The organism is Shewanella ulleungensis, from assembly GCF_014648315.1.
GTDB classification, from domain to species: domain Bacteria; phylum Pseudomonadota; class Gammaproteobacteria; order Enterobacterales; family Shewanellaceae; genus Shewanella; species Shewanella ulleungensis.
On sequence record NZ_BMQW01000007.1, the window covers coordinates 76,004 to 93,338 of the forward strand.

The 17,335-nt window shown below is 42.9% G+C and carries 13 protein-coding genes; 10 read left to right on the top strand and 3 right to left on the bottom strand.

The genetic code is table 11. The annotated features are described in order from the left end of the window. The first annotated feature begins 16 nt into the window (after nt 1-16). The 9 genes from serA to IEY40_RS13970 all read left to right on the top strand — a co-directional run bounded on the left by serA (nt 17) and on the right by IEY40_RS13970 (nt 11,886). A complete protein-coding gene (gene serA / locus IEY40_RS13930; RefSeq protein ID WP_188957199.1) occupies nt 17-1,246 on the top strand; it encodes a phosphoglycerate dehydrogenase in 1,230 nt (409 codons plus the stop codon). Between the two features lie 161 nt (nt 1,247-1,407). Continuing rightward, on the top strand, nt 1,408-2,370 hold the full coding sequence (gene ygfZ, locus IEY40_RS13935; protein WP_188957201.1) for a tRNA-modifying protein YgfZ: 963 nt from the start codon (nt 1,408-1,410) through the stop codon (nt 2,368-2,370). A gap of 169 nt (nt 2,371-2,539) precedes the next feature. Then, complete coding sequence (locus tag IEY40_RS13940; RefSeq protein ID WP_188957203.1) at nt 2,540-3,244, top strand: ABC transporter ATP-binding protein; 705 nt, start codon at nt 2,540-2,542, stop codon at nt 3,242-3,244. 4 nt (nt 3,245-3,248) lie between these two features. Further along, a complete protein-coding gene (locus IEY40_RS13945) occupies nt 3,249-5,801 on the top strand; it encodes an ABC transporter permease (RefSeq protein WP_188957205.1) in 2,553 nt (850 codons plus the stop codon). Beyond that, a complete protein-coding gene (locus IEY40_RS13950) occupies nt 5,798-6,952 on the top strand; it encodes a lipocalin-like domain-containing protein (protein WP_229777114.1) in 1,155 nt (384 codons plus the stop codon). Before IEY40_RS13945 ends, IEY40_RS13950 begins: the two co-directional genes overlap by 4 nt. Nucleotides 6,953-7,300: 348 nt before the next feature. After that, complete coding sequence (gene napA / locus IEY40_RS13955) at nt 7,301-9,784, top strand: nitrate reductase catalytic subunit NapA (protein ID WP_188957207.1); 2,484 nt, start codon at nt 7,301-7,303, stop codon at nt 9,782-9,784. Between the two features lie 34 nt (nt 9,785-9,818). After that, nucleotides 9,819-10,553 carry a ferredoxin-type protein NapG gene (gene napG / locus IEY40_RS13960; RefSeq protein ID WP_188957209.1) on the top strand — a complete coding sequence of 245 codons (735 nt, stop codon included), beginning with the start codon at nt 9,819-9,821 and terminating at the stop codon, nt 10,551-10,553. Next, nucleotides 10,550-11,464 carry a quinol dehydrogenase ferredoxin subunit NapH gene (gene napH, locus IEY40_RS13965; protein WP_188957211.1) on the top strand — a complete coding sequence of 305 codons (915 nt, stop codon included), beginning with the start codon at nt 10,550-10,552 and terminating at the stop codon, nt 11,462-11,464. Before napG ends, napH begins: the two co-directional genes overlap by 4 nt. Continuing rightward, nucleotides 11,461-11,886 carry a nitrate reductase cytochrome c-type subunit gene (locus IEY40_RS13970; protein ID WP_188957213.1) on the top strand — a complete coding sequence of 142 codons (426 nt, stop codon included), beginning with the start codon at nt 11,461-11,463 and terminating at the stop codon, nt 11,884-11,886. The genes napH and IEY40_RS13970 overlap by 4 nt, the downstream gene beginning before the upstream one ends. 97 nt (nt 11,887-11,983) lie before the next feature. Here the strand turns inward: IEY40_RS13970 and IEY40_RS13975 are convergent, their stop codons facing one another. Beyond that, nucleotides 11,984-12,136, bottom strand: a complete 153-nt coding sequence (locus tag IEY40_RS13975; RefSeq protein WP_188957215.1) for a hypothetical protein — start codon at nt 12,134-12,136, stop codon at nt 11,984-11,986. Nucleotides 12,137-12,229: 93 nt separating this feature from the next. Here IEY40_RS13975 and IEY40_RS13980 point away from each other — a divergent pair, with 93 nt between their 5' ends. Then, entirely contained in the window at nt 12,230-13,135 is a 906-nt protein-coding gene (locus tag IEY40_RS13980) for a LysR family transcriptional regulator (RefSeq protein WP_188957217.1), read from the top strand. Between the two features lie 68 nt (nt 13,136-13,203). Here the strand turns inward: IEY40_RS13980 and fusA are convergent, their stop codons facing one another. Continuing rightward, entirely contained in the window at nt 13,204-15,297 is a 2,094-nt protein-coding gene (fusA, locus tag IEY40_RS13985) for an elongation factor G (RefSeq protein WP_188957219.1), read from the bottom strand. A 564-nt stretch (nt 15,298-15,861) separates the two neighbouring features. Next, nucleotides 15,862-17,259, bottom strand: coding sequence for a diguanylate cyclase (locus IEY40_RS13990; RefSeq protein ID WP_188957221.1), 1,398 nt, complete (start codon nt 17,257-17,259; stop codon nt 15,862-15,864). Nucleotides 17,260-17,335: the final 76 nt, after the last annotated feature.

Here is a 17,335-nt window from a genome sequence, read left to right on the forward strand (position 1 = left end):
AGAGGGTACCCATATCATGGCGAAACACTCGCTTGACAAGGATAAAATTAAAATCCTGCTGTTGGAGGGCGTCCACCAAACTGCGGTTGATGTACTGGAACGTGCAGGTTATACCAATATTGAATATCACAAAGCCTCATTAGGCGAAGAGGCGTTACTCGCCTCCATTAAAGATGCTCATTTTGTTGGATTACGTTCGCGCACTCAACTCACAGCTGAAGTGTTACACCATGCAGAAAAGCTAGTCGCTATTGGCTGTTTTTGTATTGGCACTAACCAAGTCGACTTATCTACAGCTGAACAACTGGGTATTCCGGTTTTCAACGCACCGTTTTCCAATACGCGAAGCGTAGCCGAATTAGTCATTGGCGAAATTATTATGCTAATGCGTGGCATTCCACAACGTAATGCGCTTTCACACCGTGGTGGTTGGTTAAAGAGCGCTAACGGCAGTGTTGAAGTGCGCGGAAAAACCTTAGGTGTAATTGGTTATGGTCATATTGGTACTCAACTGGGTATTTTGGCTGAAACCTTAGGTATGAGAGTGATTTTCTTTGATATCGAAGATAAATTACCACTAGGTAACGCGTCGCAAATTCATTCAATGGACGAATTACTCGCCCAAGCTGATGTTGTGAGCTTACACGTACCAGAAACGCCTCAAACTAAGAATATGTTTGCTAAAGCTGAGTTTGCCAAAATGCGCCAGGGCAGTTTCTTTATTAATGCTTCACGCGGAACCGTCGTTGAAATTGACGATCTTGCTCAAGCATTAACTTCAGAACATTTAGCGGGGGCGGCAATTGATGTATTCCCTGTTGAGCCAAAATCAAATGACGATGAATTTGTGTCGCCATTACGTGGCTTAGACAATGTATTACTTACACCGCATATTGGTGGTAGTACAGCTGAAGCCCAGGAAAACATTGGTATTGAAGTGGCGGGTAAATTAGTTAAATACTCAGATAACGGTTCTACCCTATCTGCGGTTAACTTCCCTGAAGTATCACTTGCACAGCACCGTGGTACCTCGCGCTTATTGCATATTCACCAGAACCGTCCAGGTGTGTTGATTAAAATCAACCAAGCGTTTTCTGAAAAAGGCATCAACATTGCTGCCCAATACTTACAAACCACAGCTGAAATCGGTTACGTGGTAATGGAAGTCGATTCTGATCAAGCAGAAGAAGCATTAGTTGAACTGAAATCAATTGAAGGCACGATTCGTGCTCGAGTATTGTTTTAACCTGACGACAAATTAACTGGGGTTAATTATGTTGTTCAAAAAGCTACCTTGTCCATAAGGTAGCTTTTTTTATTGGCTTTAAGCCTTAGCCCTCTGTTGAGTATGGTATTAATCCGTTACACTTCAAAACATATCGTCTTATTCTTTCGTTAGGGATCGTTATGACCATTTCAGCAAGCCAACCAGATTGGGACTTCATTACCACCTCTCCAGCATTAATGTTATCAAGTTTGTCTCACATGGGATTAATCGAGGTAACTGGCGAACAGGGCCGTAGCTTTATTCATGGCCAAGTGACAACCGACATAACCTCACTAACCGCTGACAAATGGAAATGGGGTGCTCACTGCGATCCTAAAGGCAAAATGCTCGCTAGCTTCCGTACCTTTGCCATTGCAGACAGTTTGTTTATGCTCATGCCAACATCGACCCTTGAACTTGATTTACCGCAACTAAAAAAGTATGCGGTATTCAGTAAAGCAGAACTCACCGATGTCAGCAGCCAATACCAAAAGATTGGCGTTGCAGGCAGCGAAGCACAGGCGTTTATTACTCAGCAGTTTGGCGATATCACAGCAGCGTTAACCTTGGTTGACGGCGGCGCAGTTCTGCGTGATGGCGAACGTTTCATTGTGATTATTACTGACGAAAAAGCGACAGCGTTAATCAATGCGTCACAGCAAACTTTAGTTGATGCCAGCGCGTGGCAAGCATTAGAAATCAAAGCCGGTTACCCAAATATTGATGCCAGTCATTCAGGCCAGTACGTTGCCCAAATGTGTAACCTACAAGCCATCGATGGCATTAGCTTTAATAAAGGCTGTTACATGGGCCAAGAAACCATCGCCAGAATGAAATATCGCGGTGGCAACAAACGCGCTCTGTATATTTTGTCAGGCACCACCAGCCAGACCATTACGACAGAAACCCAATTAGAAATCGCCTTAGAGGATGGTTTCCGCCGTGGGGGTAATATTATTGAGTGTGTTCAACAAGGCGATAAAGTGCTTCTCACTGCCGTATTACCCAACGATACCGAAAATAGTGCGCAACTGCGTATCGCTGACGATGAAAGCTCACAATTGACGATTATTGAATTACCTTATTCATTAGCCGATGCTTAATTAAATCATAGAGTTAATTATTAAAGCGAACCTTAGGTTCGCTTTTTTATTTTTGAACATTTACGCAATATATGGCGTATATTGTTGCTAATATGAATACGTTAACAAGCTGTTTTTATGGTTGTGTTAATGTGTCAGTTTGATTTAACTCAATCGTTATGGAGCGACTATGACCAGCATTGTCACCTTAGACAACATCAGCAAAGGATTTCGCGATGGTGAGTCATTCCATTGTGTGTTGCAGCAGGTCAGCTTAACACTTGAACAGGGGCAAACTATTGCCCTCACAGGCCCTAGTGGCAGTGGTAAAAGCACGTTATTGAACATTATTGGTGGCTTTGAAACTATCGATAGCGGCGACATGCTCATTAGTCAAAACAACAGTATGTGCTCGGTAAACCAATGGCAAGACAAGCAATGGAGCCAATACCGACGTCAATCTCTTGGAGTGATATTTCAGCAATTTAACTTACTTACACCCCTTAATGTTCGCGACAACATTCAATTTTCATTAGCATTAAATCAATTAAGTTGGAGCTCATGGTGTGATGAGTTATGCCATCAGCTAGGGCTCACACCATTGCTAGACCGAAGTGTAGAAAATCTTTCCGGCGGACAACAACAAAGAGTCGCCATTGCTCGCGCTTTAGCCCATAAACCGCAACTAATTTTAGCCGACGAGCCCACTGGAAACCTAGATCAACATGCCGGTATGCAGGTGATGCAATTACTCACCGATCTCGCACAACAAGCCAATTGCTGTATTTTAATGGTAACCCACAGCGAGGAGTGCGCACAGTTTATGCAGCATCGCTGGCACGTTGAAAACCAGCAAATTGTAGTCAACCCTATCGATAATAAGCTGCAGGGGTAAGTCCATGACAACCCAGTCGACAGCCACAAACCGCTTAATACTGTGCCTACGCTTGTTTGCTAGCCATTATCGCCATGCGCCATTACAAGCCAGCGCGATTTTACTCGGTATTATGTTGGCTGTGACGTTACTGATTGGGGTATATGCCACCAATGAGAATGCCAAGCAAAGTTATGGCAATGTGTCTGAACTGCTTAGCAAACAGGCCCGTTTATCCATTAGCCATCTCACCGAAGACAGTATCGATGAAACAATTTATTTTGCTTTAACCAATGCTGGTTTTGACACGATAGCAAGTATTGAAGGTATTGCGACAGATGAACAAGGCAGATTATGGCGTATCAATAGCAGCGATATTATTGCCGCTATAAGCAGTGGTATCGCCCAAGATGAGCAATCAAATTCATCGGTGGCCTCAGTTAATATTCCCCTTGGCGAATTATTGTCGGGCCAACCTAAAGTGTTAATGTCCGCCAGCCAGCGCGATCGTATCAACAAGGTGACTAATCAGTCGCAAAGCATTACGTTAAATAATACTCCTTTAGATATCATTACTATTGATGATCAATGGGGATTAGGCTCCGCCCTACTCGCCGATATTTCACTCGCGCAACCGTTGCTAAACATGCAAGGTAAGCTAAGTTATATTGCAGTATTTAGTACCGATAAAACTGAAACCGATAACCAGCTTATTGCCCGCCTCAATCAAACACTAACTCGAGCAGGATTCGACAGCAGTACACTGCATTTTTCAACAAAAACCAGCGAAGGTGAGTCACTTAATGCCTTAACTGCAAGTTTTCATTTAAACCTTGATGCCATGAGCATGCTAGCATTTGTTGTCGGCTTATTTATTGCTTATAACGGCGTGCGTTACAGCTTAATGAAACGTCAAAAATTGTTAGTGCAAATTATGCAACAAGGACTCGATCGCCGTAGCGTGATGCTAGCCCTAAGCATTGAGATTATTATTTTGGTTTTTATTGGCTGCGTATTAGGCTTTATTATAGGTTTGCAGCTATCACAATGGCTTCAACCTATGGTTGCGCTTACATTAGAGCAGCTATACGGCGCAAAATTATTACCCGGTAATTGGCAATGGCAATGGTTTGCTCAAGCGCTCATTCTGACATTATCTGCTGCGTTTGCAGCCTGTATCCCAATGCTCCTCAGCTTGATAAATACGCCCCTTGCACAAGGATCGCAAAAACAGCCCCAAAATAAACAATTCAATATTATCCACCGACGCCAGTTTATCATCGCAGTGCTATTGTTATTGCTGTGTACAGTAGCTTTCGCTTTTACTGAACAATATCGTCATAGTCTAGTGTTATTAGGCCTTTTAGTGGTGGCAATTCCATTGCTACTGCCGCAATGCCTACATTGGGTCGTTAATTTACTCACACCAGCCATGCCCAAAGGGTTATGGCAATATGTGATTGCCGAAACCAAAGAGATTATCGCACCACTTGCCCTTGCCATGATGGCTATCTTGTTGGCATTGTGTGCCAATATCGCCATGAATACCTTGGTTGGCAGTTTTGAAATCACCTTAAAAAAATGGCTAGATGCACGCCTGCATGCTGATTTATATATTCGGCCTAATCCGAATCAAATCGATGCATTAATTTTGCTATTAGCTAACGACCCCAAAGTCGATGCGGTATATGAGCAATGGACCGTTGACAGTAACCTTAATCGCGCTGAAACACCGCAAACACTCATCCCAATTCATTTAGTGAGTCGCGATCATATATCGCTAACTGATACCACAGTATTTAAGTCAACCGCAGATGATTTTTGGCCCGCATTTACTGCAGGTCATAGCATCATGATCAGTGAGCCATTATCGATAAAATATCATCTCAACATTGGTGATAAGATTCAACTCTCGCAGTTACAACAACATACATTAACAATTGGTGCGATTTATTACGATTATGGAAACCCTAAAGGCGAGGTCCTTATTAGTCAGCCATTATGGCAACAATCACCTTTACCAGCTAAACCAATCAGCTTAGCGGTTACCTACCAAGGTGAACTCACTACATTACAAAATAACATTAGCCAGCAACTTAACTTGTCATCTGCATATATGTACAGCCAGCAGCGAATTAAAACTGAAGCGATTACCATATTTAATAAAACCTTCTCGATAACTGTTGTGCTCAATAGTTTAACGTTACTGGTTGCCGCTATTGGTTTATTCAGTGCCTGCGTAATGCTCACCCAAGCTAGGCAAGCGCCACTAGCACGCTTGTATGCACTAGGCGTTAGCCGCAGCCAATTGCGGATGATGGTCATAGTGCAAATGCTATTTATCGTATTGTTAACCTGTTTAGTTGCCTTGCCAACGGGCGCATTGCTGGGTTATCTACTGATCCATAAAGTAACTTTACAAGCTTTTGGTTGGAGTATCGCGATGATTTGGGATTGGGCCGCCTATGTGCAAGTCGTCGCCATTGCGGTAGTGAGCTGCTTATTGGCAGTGAGCTTGCCTTTATATTGGCAAACCCGAAAACCATTGATTTCAAGCTTGCAACAGGAAGCACTATGATCTCTCTGACTGATAACAAAGTACGTAGCTTCAGCTTGGCCGCAATTGGTTTGGGCACGATAGGCCTGTCGCTATTGTTATCCGCTTGCGCTCCAGAGCAAGACACAAAACACAAAGCCACCACCATCAGTACTATGTCTGCACAATCATCGGTGGGTTATAAAGAAGTCATTCAGGGTCAAACATTACAGTTTCCACAGGACCATTCTGCACATGAAGATTTTAAAATTGAATGGTGGTATTTAACCGCTAATTTAATCACAGCAAAAGGTGAAGCTGTTGGAGTGCAATGGACTCAATTTCGTATTGGTATGACACCACCATCAGCGCAAAAAGCAGTAAATAGTAGCGAGTGGAACACAAATCAACTCTATATGGCTCATGCTGCGATAACCTCTCAAGATGAGCACCTTATTGCCGAAAAATGGTCTCGGGGACACCCCAAATTAGCTAATGTTAACTCGTCGCCTTTTGAAGTGCATCTTAAAAATTGGCAATGGTTAAGCCAATCTGATGAGTTATTCCCTGCTCAGCTAACGGTAAAAAATGATACCTTTAACTATCAACTTCAGCTCAATAGCCAGCAACCATTACAATTACAAGGTGATAATGGCTATAGTAGTAAAAGTGCCGATCAAGCTGTCGCCTCTTATTATTACAGCCAACCTTTTATAGACGTAACCGGTGAAATTACTCGTCACGGTGTCACTGAAAAAGTCAGCGGTAAAGCTTGGTTAGATCGTGAATGGAGCTCGCAATTTCTCACTAAAGCTCAACAAGGGTGGGACTGGTTTTCACTTAGGTTAAATGACAACTCAACTTTAATGGTATTTAGATTGCGCGGCGAAACAGAACAAGACCATTTCTATAGTGCTAGACGCATGTATGCAGACGGTAGTGGACGCAATATCAATAGTCGCGATAATCCAAATGATATTGATATGCAGCCGACACAATGGCAACAAACTGCCCTGGGGAATCACCCTATTGCTTGGCGTATTAAGATTAACAGTGAAGCAATAGATGTTATCACTCAAGCAGTCAATCCTAATAGCGACATGCAGGTATCAACCTCTTATTGGGAAGGCCCGATCAATATCCAAGGGAGCCATAAAGGCCAAGGATATATGGAGCTAACAGGGTATCGTTAATGCCCTGTATCACCAATAAACCTACCTATAAAGAGCTCTGCACTTACTACTCAAGTATGCCTAATAGTCCGCAAAAACCGCACAGACACCATAACCTACATTTCAATCAAGGCTAAAACCTAGATCTCATACAGCGCAAGCTTTACAAGCAATAGCTAAAACAGGATCAGCCTAATTGTTAAAATGAGATTTACATCACGCGAAAAAATGTGACCTTGAACAACTATTAACCACTATACCCATTCGGAGGTATACCCATGCTAATAGTAAGGTCTAGACTTATCTTCATCACGTCACCTCCAATGACTATCACGCACCAAGAACAACATTCTAAGAGTGAGGAACACCATGAGCATAAGCCGTCGCGAGTTTTTAAAAGCCAACGCCGCTGCCGCAGCAGCGTCGGCTGTGGGTATCGCTATTCCAATTAATATGGTTCATGCCGCAGAGGGCAAAACTGACATTACATGGGATAAAGCCCCATGTCGTTTCTGTGGTGTCGGCTGTAGCGTATTGGTTGGTACTAAAAATGGCAAAGTGATTGCCACTAAAGGCGATCCAGAAAGCCCAGTCAATAAAGGCCTAAATTGTATTAAAGGCTATTTTTTATCAAAAATCATGTACGGTAAAGACCGTCTTACCTCGCCATTGCTCCGAATGAAAGATGGCAAATATGATAAAGAAGGCGAATTCACACCTGTTAGTTGGGATGTCGCATTCGACACCATGGCTGAAAAATGGAAAGCCAGTATTGCCAAAAAAGGCCCAACCTCTGTTGGGATGTTCGGCTCTGGCCAGTGGACAATTTGGGAAGGTTACGCTGCATCTAAACTTCACAAAGCAGGCTTCTTGACTAACAACATCGACCCTAATGCGCGTCACTGTATGGCATCTGCGGTAGGTGGCTTTATGCGTACCTTCGGAATCGATGAGCCAATGGGCTGTTATGACGACATTGAAGCCGGTGACAACTTTGTGCTTTGGGGCGCCAACATGGCAGAAATGCACCCTATTTTATGGGCACGTTTAACTGACCGCCGCTTAAGCCACAAAGACGCAAAAGTACATGTGCTATCTACCTACGAAAACCGCAGCTTCGATTTAGCTGATAACGCAATGATTTTTAAACCACAAACTGACCTTGTGATTTTAAACTTTATTGCCAATTACATTATTCAAAACAATGCAGTGAATAAAGACTTTGTTAGTAAACACACTAACTTTGCACTTGGTGTCACCGATATTGGTTATGGTTTACGCCCTGAACACCCATTAGAAAAGAATGCGAAAAACCCGGGTGATGGTGGTGCTAAACCGATTAGTTTTGAAGAATATGCCAAGTTCGTAAGTACTTATACCGTTGAATACGCATCAGAAATGAGTGGTGTTCCGGTTGAAAACCTTATCACTATGGCCAAAGCCTACGCCGACCCGAAACAAAAAGTAATGAGTTTGTGGACCATGGGTATCAACCAACATACTCGTGGTGTATGGGCAAATAACATGCTGTACAACATCCACTTATTAACCGGTAAAATTGCCACACCAGGTAACAGTCCATTCTCGCTTACTGGCCAACCATCAGCTTGTGGCACCGCGCGTGAAGTAGGTACATTCTCTCACCGTTTACCCGCAGATATGGTGGTTAATAACGACAAGCACCGTGAAATTACAGAGAAACTGTGGAAAGTACCAGCTGGCACTATTCCAGCGAAACCAGGGTATCACGCAGTATTGCAAAGTCGGATGTTGAAAGATGGCAAATTGAATTGTTACTGGACTATGTGTACCAACAACATGCAAGCCGGCCCTAATATCAACGATGAGATTTACCCGGGATTCCGCAATCCAGAAAACTTTATTGTCGTGTCAGATCCATACCCAACCGTTACCGCAATGGCTGCTGATTTAATTTTACCTACGGCGATGTGGGTAGAAAAAGAAGGCGCATATGGTAATGCTGAACGCCGCACCCATTTTTGGCATCAACAAGTTAAGCCACCAGAAGGCGCGACTTCAGATTTATGGCAGTTAGTTGAATTCTCAAAACGCTTTAAAGTGTCAGAAGTATGGCCAGCTGAGTTAATTGCCAAGCAACCAGATGTTGCTGATAAAACCTTATTCGACATATTGTTTGCTAACGGTGAAATCAACAAATATCCGAAAGAGCAATGCAAAGGTGCATACAACAATGAAAGTGAGCACTTTGGCTTCTATCTACAAAAAGGGATCTTCGAAGAATACGCCCAATTTGGTCGCGGCCATGCCCACGATTTAGACGCCTTTGACAACTACCATGAAAACCGTGGTAAGCGCTGGCCAGTCATTAATGGTAAAGAAACATTACGTCGCTTTGTTGAAGGTAGCGATCCGTATGTTAAAGCAGGCGAAGGCTTCAACTTCTATGGTAAACCAGACGGCAGAGCAGTTATTTTTGCTCTACCTTACGAACCCGCAGCAGAAGAGCCAAACAAAGAATATGACCTATGGATGTCAACGGGTCGAGTACTTGAGCATTGGCATACTGGCTCAATGACCGCACGCGTACCTGAACTGCAACGCGCTTATTCTGATGCTCAAATCTTTATGCACCCAGAAGACGCGAAAGTACGTGGCTTACAACGCGGTGACGAAGTTGTGGTTGCCTCACCACGCGGCGAAGTTAAAACACGTGTTGAAACCAAAGGCCGTAATAAGCCACCTAGAGGCGTCGTCTTTATGCCGTTCTTCGATGCGCGCCAATTAGTTAACAAGCTATTACTCGATGCAACTGACCCTCTGTCCAAAGAGACAGATTTCAAGAAGTGTCCTGTAAAAGTCATGAAAGCTTAATCAATACTCTAGTGCATAAACGGAAAGCGATGTTATGAGCAAAACCAATAGCAAATTAGCAAGCGTCAACGGTGTTAACCGCAGACAATTTCTTGCCACAACAGCAAAAGCCAGTTGTGTAATGGGCATGGTCGGTTTGGGTTTAACCACGGTTGCGACCCAATCACGACAACTTGACCCATTTGCTATTCGCCCACCAGGAGCATTGGCAGAAGACGATTTTCTCTCAGCATGTGTACGCTGCGGCTTGTGTGTAGAGGCTTGCCCCTACGACACCCTTAAACTGGCACGTTGGTTTGAGGGCGCAGCAACTGGCACACCATTTTTTACTGCGCGCAACATTGCCTGCGAAATGTGTGATGACATTCCTTGTGTTAAAGCCTGCCCAAGTGGCTCACTTGATCACAAACTGGAAAATATCGACAACGCAAAAATGGGCATAGCGGTACTGATAGATGAGAAAAACTGTCTTAACTATAGAGGTTTACGCTGTGATGTTTGTTACCGGGTCTGCCCGCTAATAGACAAAGCCATCACATTAGAACTGCAACGTAATGAAAAAAGCGGCCACCATGCCATGTTTTTACCCACAATTAACCCTGATGTATGCACGGGATGTGGTAAATGTGAACATGCATGCGTGACAGAACAAGCAGTGATAAAAGTATTACCAAGCCATATCGCAATGGGTAAATCGGCAGCTCATGACACTTACCAACACACCGAAGAAACCACACTTGAGATGTTAAATAAGGGGTTATCACTATGAGCAGTAAACATAGTTCAACCTCTAAATTAGCTACACGTTTTGCTAGCGACGCTGTTGAAGAATTAGGATGGTGGCGATCGCATCGTTTTCTTATTCTTCGCAGATTATCGCAATTAAGCATATTGAGCTTATTTGCCGTTGGCCCTTTTTTTGGCTTATGGCTTTTTAAAGGTAATCTCTCAAGCAGTTTATTTCTGGACACAGTCCCATTAAGTGACCCCTTAGTCACATTGCAAGTGCTTATGAGTGGCCATTGGCCTGAATTAAGCCTATTACTTGGCGCTATCATTGTTGTTGGCGTATACGCCCTATTAGGCGGAAGAGTATTTTGCAGTTGGGTATGTCCAGTGAATATCATCACAGATTTGGCAAGTTGGGTTAGGCGAACACTATCATTGCCTCGCACCAGTGAAATACCGCAAAACCTGCGTTATTACATGCTAACACTTGTGTTGATATTACCAATTTTCACAGGCTTTGCCGTGTGGGAATGGTTGAACCCAGTACCAATTATCTACCGTGCACTATTGTTTGGCACAAGCAGTGGATTGTGGATATTGGTCGTGATCTTTTTACTCGACACCTTTGTGGTTGAGCGGGCTTGGTGTAGCCACTTATGTCCTACTGGGGCGTTATTTTCACTAATCGGTAAAGTGAGTCCAGTAAAAATTGCTGCAGTGCGTGCCGAGGCATGCAATAACTGTATGGATTGTTTTACTGTCTGCCCTGAGCGCCAGGTTTTAAAACCTGTCCTGAAAAAAGGCAGCATCCAACCACTTATACTCGATAGTGACTGTACTTTGTGTGGCCGTTGTATTGATGTTTGTGCACCGCGCGTATTCCAATATGAAAACCGATTTAATTCAAAATATTCGAACAGAATTCCTCTTAAGGTGGAGAGCCAGTTATGAAAAAATTAATCACTTTAGCAGCAATAATGCTAGCGATTAGCGCTTATTCAGGCCAACAAGCACATGCCAATCCTGAGCCAGTAAAATTGTCATCACTCGCCGGTGAGTCACAAGTTACCGATGTGCGACCCGCAGATGACATGCCCGTTTATCCAAATCGAGGTAAGTCGATTGAGCGTACTTTTGTACATCAACCGCCGATTATTCCGCATAAAGCAACGTACTCAATTAATGCAGATAAGAATGGTTGTTTAAGCTGCCACAGTTGGGATAAAGCTAAACGTATGAAGGCGACTCCAGTTGACACATCGCACGTATTGGACGACAAAGGCACTGTGAAAGGGATGTACTATTTTTGCGATCAGTGCCATGTACCACAAGCTGAAAACAAGCAGCAACTGGTCGAAAACACCTTTAACTAGTCCATTATTCCCCCGATGATGACTTAAGCCGCTTGCATTACAAGCGGCTTTTTTTGTCTATAAATTATCCAGATTTGAGACCTATAAAAAACCCAGCTTATGCTGGGTTGATGGTTTGCTGTGCTTGTTCTGTGGCTTGTGAATTAGGCTCTGCTGCAGTTTGTGATGCATTTGAAGATTTCACTTCACTCTGTACAGGCATCGCAGCTTGCCACAATGCGCCAACCCATAAACTTGAAATTGATTTCATGACCGTTACTCCTTTTTGTTAACGAGTTCAAAGTAATCGTTTACGGTTTATCAGTAAAATGAATAATTACCTTAGCCTAGATTCCATTTAAGCATGAACATACCAATCAAGACCTTACGCTGTTTTCTTACAATAGTAGAAACCGAAAACTTCACTAGAGCAGCACAACAATGCTTTATGACTCAACCTACATTGAGCAAAGTGGTTCAACGCTTAGAAGACAGCCTCGATGAGCAATTACTAATTCGTAATAACCAAAAAGTAGAATTAACCCCAGCAGGGCGTCTGTTTGCTCAAAGTGCACAAGAGATATTGGGCCACTGGCATCGCTTGCAAGAGGATATGAGTAATTTACGTGGTCTGAAATCTGGACAACTGCGTCTAGGGGTCTGTCCTATGATGAGCAGTCTAATTATTGGATTACTAACCCGTTATCGCCAACAATACCCTGGTATAGAATTACAGATGTACGAATATGGTGGTTTTGGTTGTGAGCAAGCCCTAATCAACAATAGCCTTGATATCGCCTTCACTGCGCTTCCTACAACCCACAAAACTGAGTTATCGAGCCAACTACTTACGAAGTACCCTTTGCTTGCCTGTCTTCCACAAGGACATCCATTAGCAGATAAAGCAGAAATTAAGTGGCACGACTTTGAGTCATACCCATTTATTTTATACAACGAAGACTTTTCGTTAGCCAAATTAATTAATCGCCTCAGTCGCAAAGCAGGTGTGCAACTTAATATCGCTTTTAGGAGTGGTCAATGGGATTTTATCGCCGCAATGGTTGAAGCCAATATGGGAGTTGCTATATTGCCCGAACCAATTTGTCAGCGCTTAACAGCCAGTAAATTAGTGTTTACGCCAATGCAACCTGCAATGACCTGGGATCTGGCCTTAATATGGCGTCAAAACCTTCCTCTTACGCCACCAGCACAAGCGTTACTATCACTGAGTACGCCGAATACGGCTAACCCTGAAAATCCTTTGTTGTAAAAACCTAAATCGCAGACATAAAAAAACCGCTGCCTAAGCAACGGTTTTTATCAGCGAGAAGTTAAGAATTACTTCTTAGCTTCAGCAGCCTTACGCTCTTTAACTTGAGCAACTACTTTTTCAGATACGCTGTTAGGACATGGTGAGTAGTGAGCGAATTCCATAGAGAATTGGCCACGACCAGATGTCATAGTACGTAGTGAACCGATGTAACCGAACATTTCTGATAACGGAACGTCAGCTTTAATACGAACACCAGTAACACCAGCGTTTTGATCTTTGATCATACCGCGACGACGGTTAAGGTCACCAATTACGTCACCAACGTTGTCATCTGGGCTGAACACATCAACGTTCATGATAGGCTCAAGAAGTTGTGGTTTAGCTTTAGCGATAGATTGACGGAACGCACCTTTAGCAGCGATTTCGAACGCGATAGCTGACGAGTCAACTGCGTGGAAAGCACCATCGGTTAGTTCGAATTCAACGTCTAACACTGGGAAGCCAGCGATAGTACCGGTGTTCATCATGCTACCAAAACCTTTCTGAACCGCAGGCCAGAATTCTTTAGGTACGTTACCACCAACAACTGATGATTTGAACACGAAGCCAGTGTTAGCTTCACCTGGACGGATTTTGTAGTCGATCTTACCGAACTGACCAGAACCACCAGACTGTTTCTTATGCGTGTAGCTATCTTCAACTTCTGCTGTGATAGTTTCACGGTAAGCAACTTGTGGCTCACCAACGATTAATTCAACACCGTAAGTACGCTTAAGGATGTCTACTTTAATGTCTAAGTGAAGCTCACCCATACCTTTAAGGATGGTTTCGCCTGAATCTTCGTCAGTTTCTACACGGAAAGATGGATCTTCTGCAATCATTTTACCGATAGCGATACCCATTTTCTCAGAACCGCCTTTATCTTTTGGCGCTACTGCGATAGAGATAACTGGCTCTGGGAACACCATGGCTTCTAGAGTACATGGGTGCTTAGGATCACATAGAGTGTGACCAGTTTGCACGTTCTTCATACCAACGATAGCGATAATATCACCAGCTTGTGCTGATTCTAATTCGTTACGATCGTTTGCTTGCATCTCAACCATACGGCCGATACGTTCAGTTTTACCAGTGAAGGAGTTAAGGATGGTGTCACCCTTCTTCAAACGGCCAGAGTAAATACGTACGAACGTTAATGCACCAAAACGGTCATCCATGATCTTGAACGCTAATGCTTTAAACGGAGCATCTACGTCAACGATTGCGAATTCGCCAGTCTCGTTACCTTCTTCATCAGTTAACGGCTGTGGATCAACTTCAACTGGATCTGGTAAGTAATCAACAACGGCATCAAGCAATAACTGCATACCTTTGTTTTTAAACGCAGAACCACAGTATGTTGGGAACACTGCCATTGTACGAGTACCCGCACGGATACAACGCTTAACGTCTTCAATAGATGGCTCAACGCCTTCCATGTAAGCTTCTAATAGGTCATCGTCTTGCTCAAGAGCAGTTTCGATTAGCATTTCACGGTATTCTTCAACCAAGTCAACCATATCAGCTGGTACGTCTTTAATTTCGAAGTTTTCTGGTAAACCAGAGTCATCCCAAATGTGCGCTTTACGAGTTAGTAGGTCAACAACACCACAGAACTCGTCTTCGATACCGATTGGTAGAACCATAACCAATGGGTTAGCCGCTAAAACGTCTTTAGTTTGCTTAACAACACGTAAGAAGTCAGCACCCATACGGTCTAACTTGTTTACGAAGATGATACGCGAAACTTCTGAATCGTTAGCATAACGCCAGTTGGTTTCAGATTGTGGCTCAACGCCGCCTGAACCACAGAATACACCGATACCGCCATCAAGCACTTTAAGAGAACGGTAAACTTCAACTGTGAAGTCAACGTGGCCTGGGGTGTCGATAACGTTGAAACGGTGATCTTTCCAGAAACAGCTTACTGCTGCTGACTGAATGGTAATACCGCGCTCAGCTTCCTGTTCCATGAAGTCTGTGGTTGATTCACCATCATGTACTTCACCGATCTTATGGATCTTACCGGTTAGCTTAAGGATACGCTCGGTGGTCGTGGTTTTACCCGCGTCAACGTGAGCGAAGATACCAATGTTTCTGTATTTGGATAATTCGGTCATGATTCAACTTTAATGATTAGTTTAAGAAGTAGACGGAGCATGCGAAAAAGAACCGACACACCGCACATCAGGTTATTAAGGCGCATATTGTAAATTGGAACCTTGCTGGGCGCAAATGGCTGGTGCAATATTTATTTGTTTTTAGGTAAAAAAAACCAAAAAAACACAAGTTATTTTCTATAAAACAATAGATTAAAAAATAATAGATTATTTTTTAATCTATTAAGATTTTACCCCCAAAAACCCAAAACAAACCATTTCAAATGAAAAACGACTCAGATAAGCCCACATAATGTAAATGTTTCCTCGATTATGAACGTTCAAGAACACTAAACGACACCAAAAGCTGCTAATTCACCATTTACTGATACAACAAAAATTTAGCGGTTTAAATCAACATTCAGCTCATTTATATGCCTAATCAAACTACACATGTTCAAAATGCAAAGTGAAATTGCGACAACACAATAAACATTAAAGACATAGTGATTTTATTTGCCATTTAATACTGCCAATGCGGAAACGAATACACTTATTATCGACAGTAAGATAAACCATATGATATCAAGCGCAGCAATATTGATTACGCCCAGATTGTTTAGCTTTAAACAAGGCCATATCAGCGCGCTCAAAACAAGCCTGAATGGCCTCATGTTCATTTAATTGCGCCACGCCAAAACTACAAGTCACTTTGATTTTTTGATGAAACGAAAATTCACTTAATTCTCTGGCTATCCGCTGACAAAGTTCAGCTGCGCCATGTAAATCTATTTGCTTGCATACAATCACAAACTCTTCGCCTCCCCACCGTGCAACAACATCGCCATCGCGCACCGATGCTTGCAGCACCTGGGCAACCTGTACCAATACCTTGTCGCCCATTGCATGGCCATGCATGTCATTAATCGCTTTAAAAAAATCAATATCGATTATCACAAGACTCACACAATTATTACGATATGCTCGCTCATCGTTCAAAAAGGTTTGGTTGAAATAATGGCGGTTATACAATTTAGTTAATGGATCATGTTGAGCTAAAAAGTCTAGATCGCTGTTTTTTCTTTCTAATTCATGCTGCAGCTTTTGCAGCTCTTTATTGTTTGCAGTGAGATGAAGATTGTACTTAGTCATGCTAATCGTTCGATACAATAGAAATAGAATAAACAGTCCTAATGCCCCGAGCACCTGAAAGACCAAGCTGTAGTCAATATCCTCTATCACTGTAATGTTATGCCATTTTTTATAAATCGAAATATGATCCGCATGTGTTACTTTTGCCAAACCCGAGTTAAGCTTTGCCAGTAAAGCTTGCTTGGAATGAATGACCCCTAAACGCAACTCGTCTTCAGGACCACCCCAACCAGCAATTTTTAATGACGTCAGACCTTGTTGTTGTATATACGCATTCACTGAAAACATTGAACCAACAAATACGTCTACTTCTCCTTGAGCCACTTTCTCTAAACCTTCACGCTCACTACCTGTTAACACCGTATCGATATGAGGATAAAACTGCTGAATGTATTCAACTAAACGATAGTCTTTAGGGATAGCAAGCGTTCGCTGACCTATATGTTCAAAGCCTTGTAGAAATGGTTGGGTTTTGAGTGAAACAAGTACATTAGGGGATTTAAAAAAGATGTCACTAAATAGCAGGTATTGGTCGCGTTTAGGCGTTTTATTCAACATGGGGGTGAGCTCGCACTTTCCCTGTTGAAGCAACTCCAAGCTCTGTCGCCACGATGATGTAGGCACTAACACAAAACTGAGCTCGGTATAGCCAGTCAATAATTTAAGGTAATCTGATGATATTCCGGTATGACGGCCATCAATAATTGCCTCGTAGGGTAACCAATCAGGGTCAACACAATAACGAACCACATAGTCATCTTTAGAGGGAGTCGAATTATCCGCTTCTGCAAACGCAAAAGCAGCTGATGTAAAGCCAAGAGAAACTAACATTACTGCGCTTGCTAACCACGCGCAAACTAATACCTTACCCTTATGATTAAACACTGCGAATACCCAATGACATTTC

Bases quoted from the DNA above. Each gene is read 5' to 3' on its own strand.
- serA (WP_188957199.1), top strand. From the start codon at position 17: ATGGCGAAACACTCGCTTGACAAGGATAAAATTAAAATCCTGCTGTTG.
- ygfZ (WP_188957201.1), top strand. From the start codon at position 1,408: ATGACCATTTCAGCAAGCCAACCAGATTGGGACTTCATTACCACCTCT.
- IEY40_RS13940 (WP_188957203.1), top strand. From the start codon at position 2,540: ATGACCAGCATTGTCACCTTAGACAACATCAGCAAAGGATTTCGCGAT.
- IEY40_RS13945 (WP_188957205.1), top strand. From the start codon at position 3,249: ATGACAACCCAGTCGACAGCCACAAACCGCTTAATACTGTGCCTACGC.
- IEY40_RS13950 (WP_229777114.1), top strand. From the start codon at position 5,798: ATGATCTCTCTGACTGATAACAAAGTACGTAGCTTCAGCTTGGCCGCA.
- napA (WP_188957207.1), top strand. From the start codon at position 7,301: ATGAGCATAAGCCGTCGCGAGTTTTTAAAAGCCAACGCCGCTGCCGCA.
- napG (WP_188957209.1), top strand. From the start codon at position 9,819: ATGAGCAAAACCAATAGCAAATTAGCAAGCGTCAACGGTGTTAACCGC.
- napH (WP_188957211.1), top strand. From the start codon at position 10,550: ATGAGCAGTAAACATAGTTCAACCTCTAAATTAGCTACACGTTTTGCT.
- IEY40_RS13970 (WP_188957213.1), top strand. From the start codon at position 11,461: ATGAAAAAATTAATCACTTTAGCAGCAATAATGCTAGCGATTAGCGCT.
- IEY40_RS13975 (WP_188957215.1), bottom strand. From the start codon at position 12,136: ATGAAATCAATTTCAAGTTTATGGGTTGGCGCATTGTGGCAAGCTGCG.
- IEY40_RS13980 (WP_188957217.1), top strand. From the start codon at position 12,230: ATGAACATACCAATCAAGACCTTACGCTGTTTTCTTACAATAGTAGAA.
- fusA (WP_188957219.1), bottom strand. From the start codon at position 15,297: ATGACCGAATTATCCAAATACAGAAACATTGGTATCTTCGCTCACGTT.
- IEY40_RS13990 (WP_188957221.1), bottom strand. From the start codon at position 17,259: ATGTTAGTTTCTCTTGGCTTTACATCAGCTGCTTTTGCGTTTGCAGAA.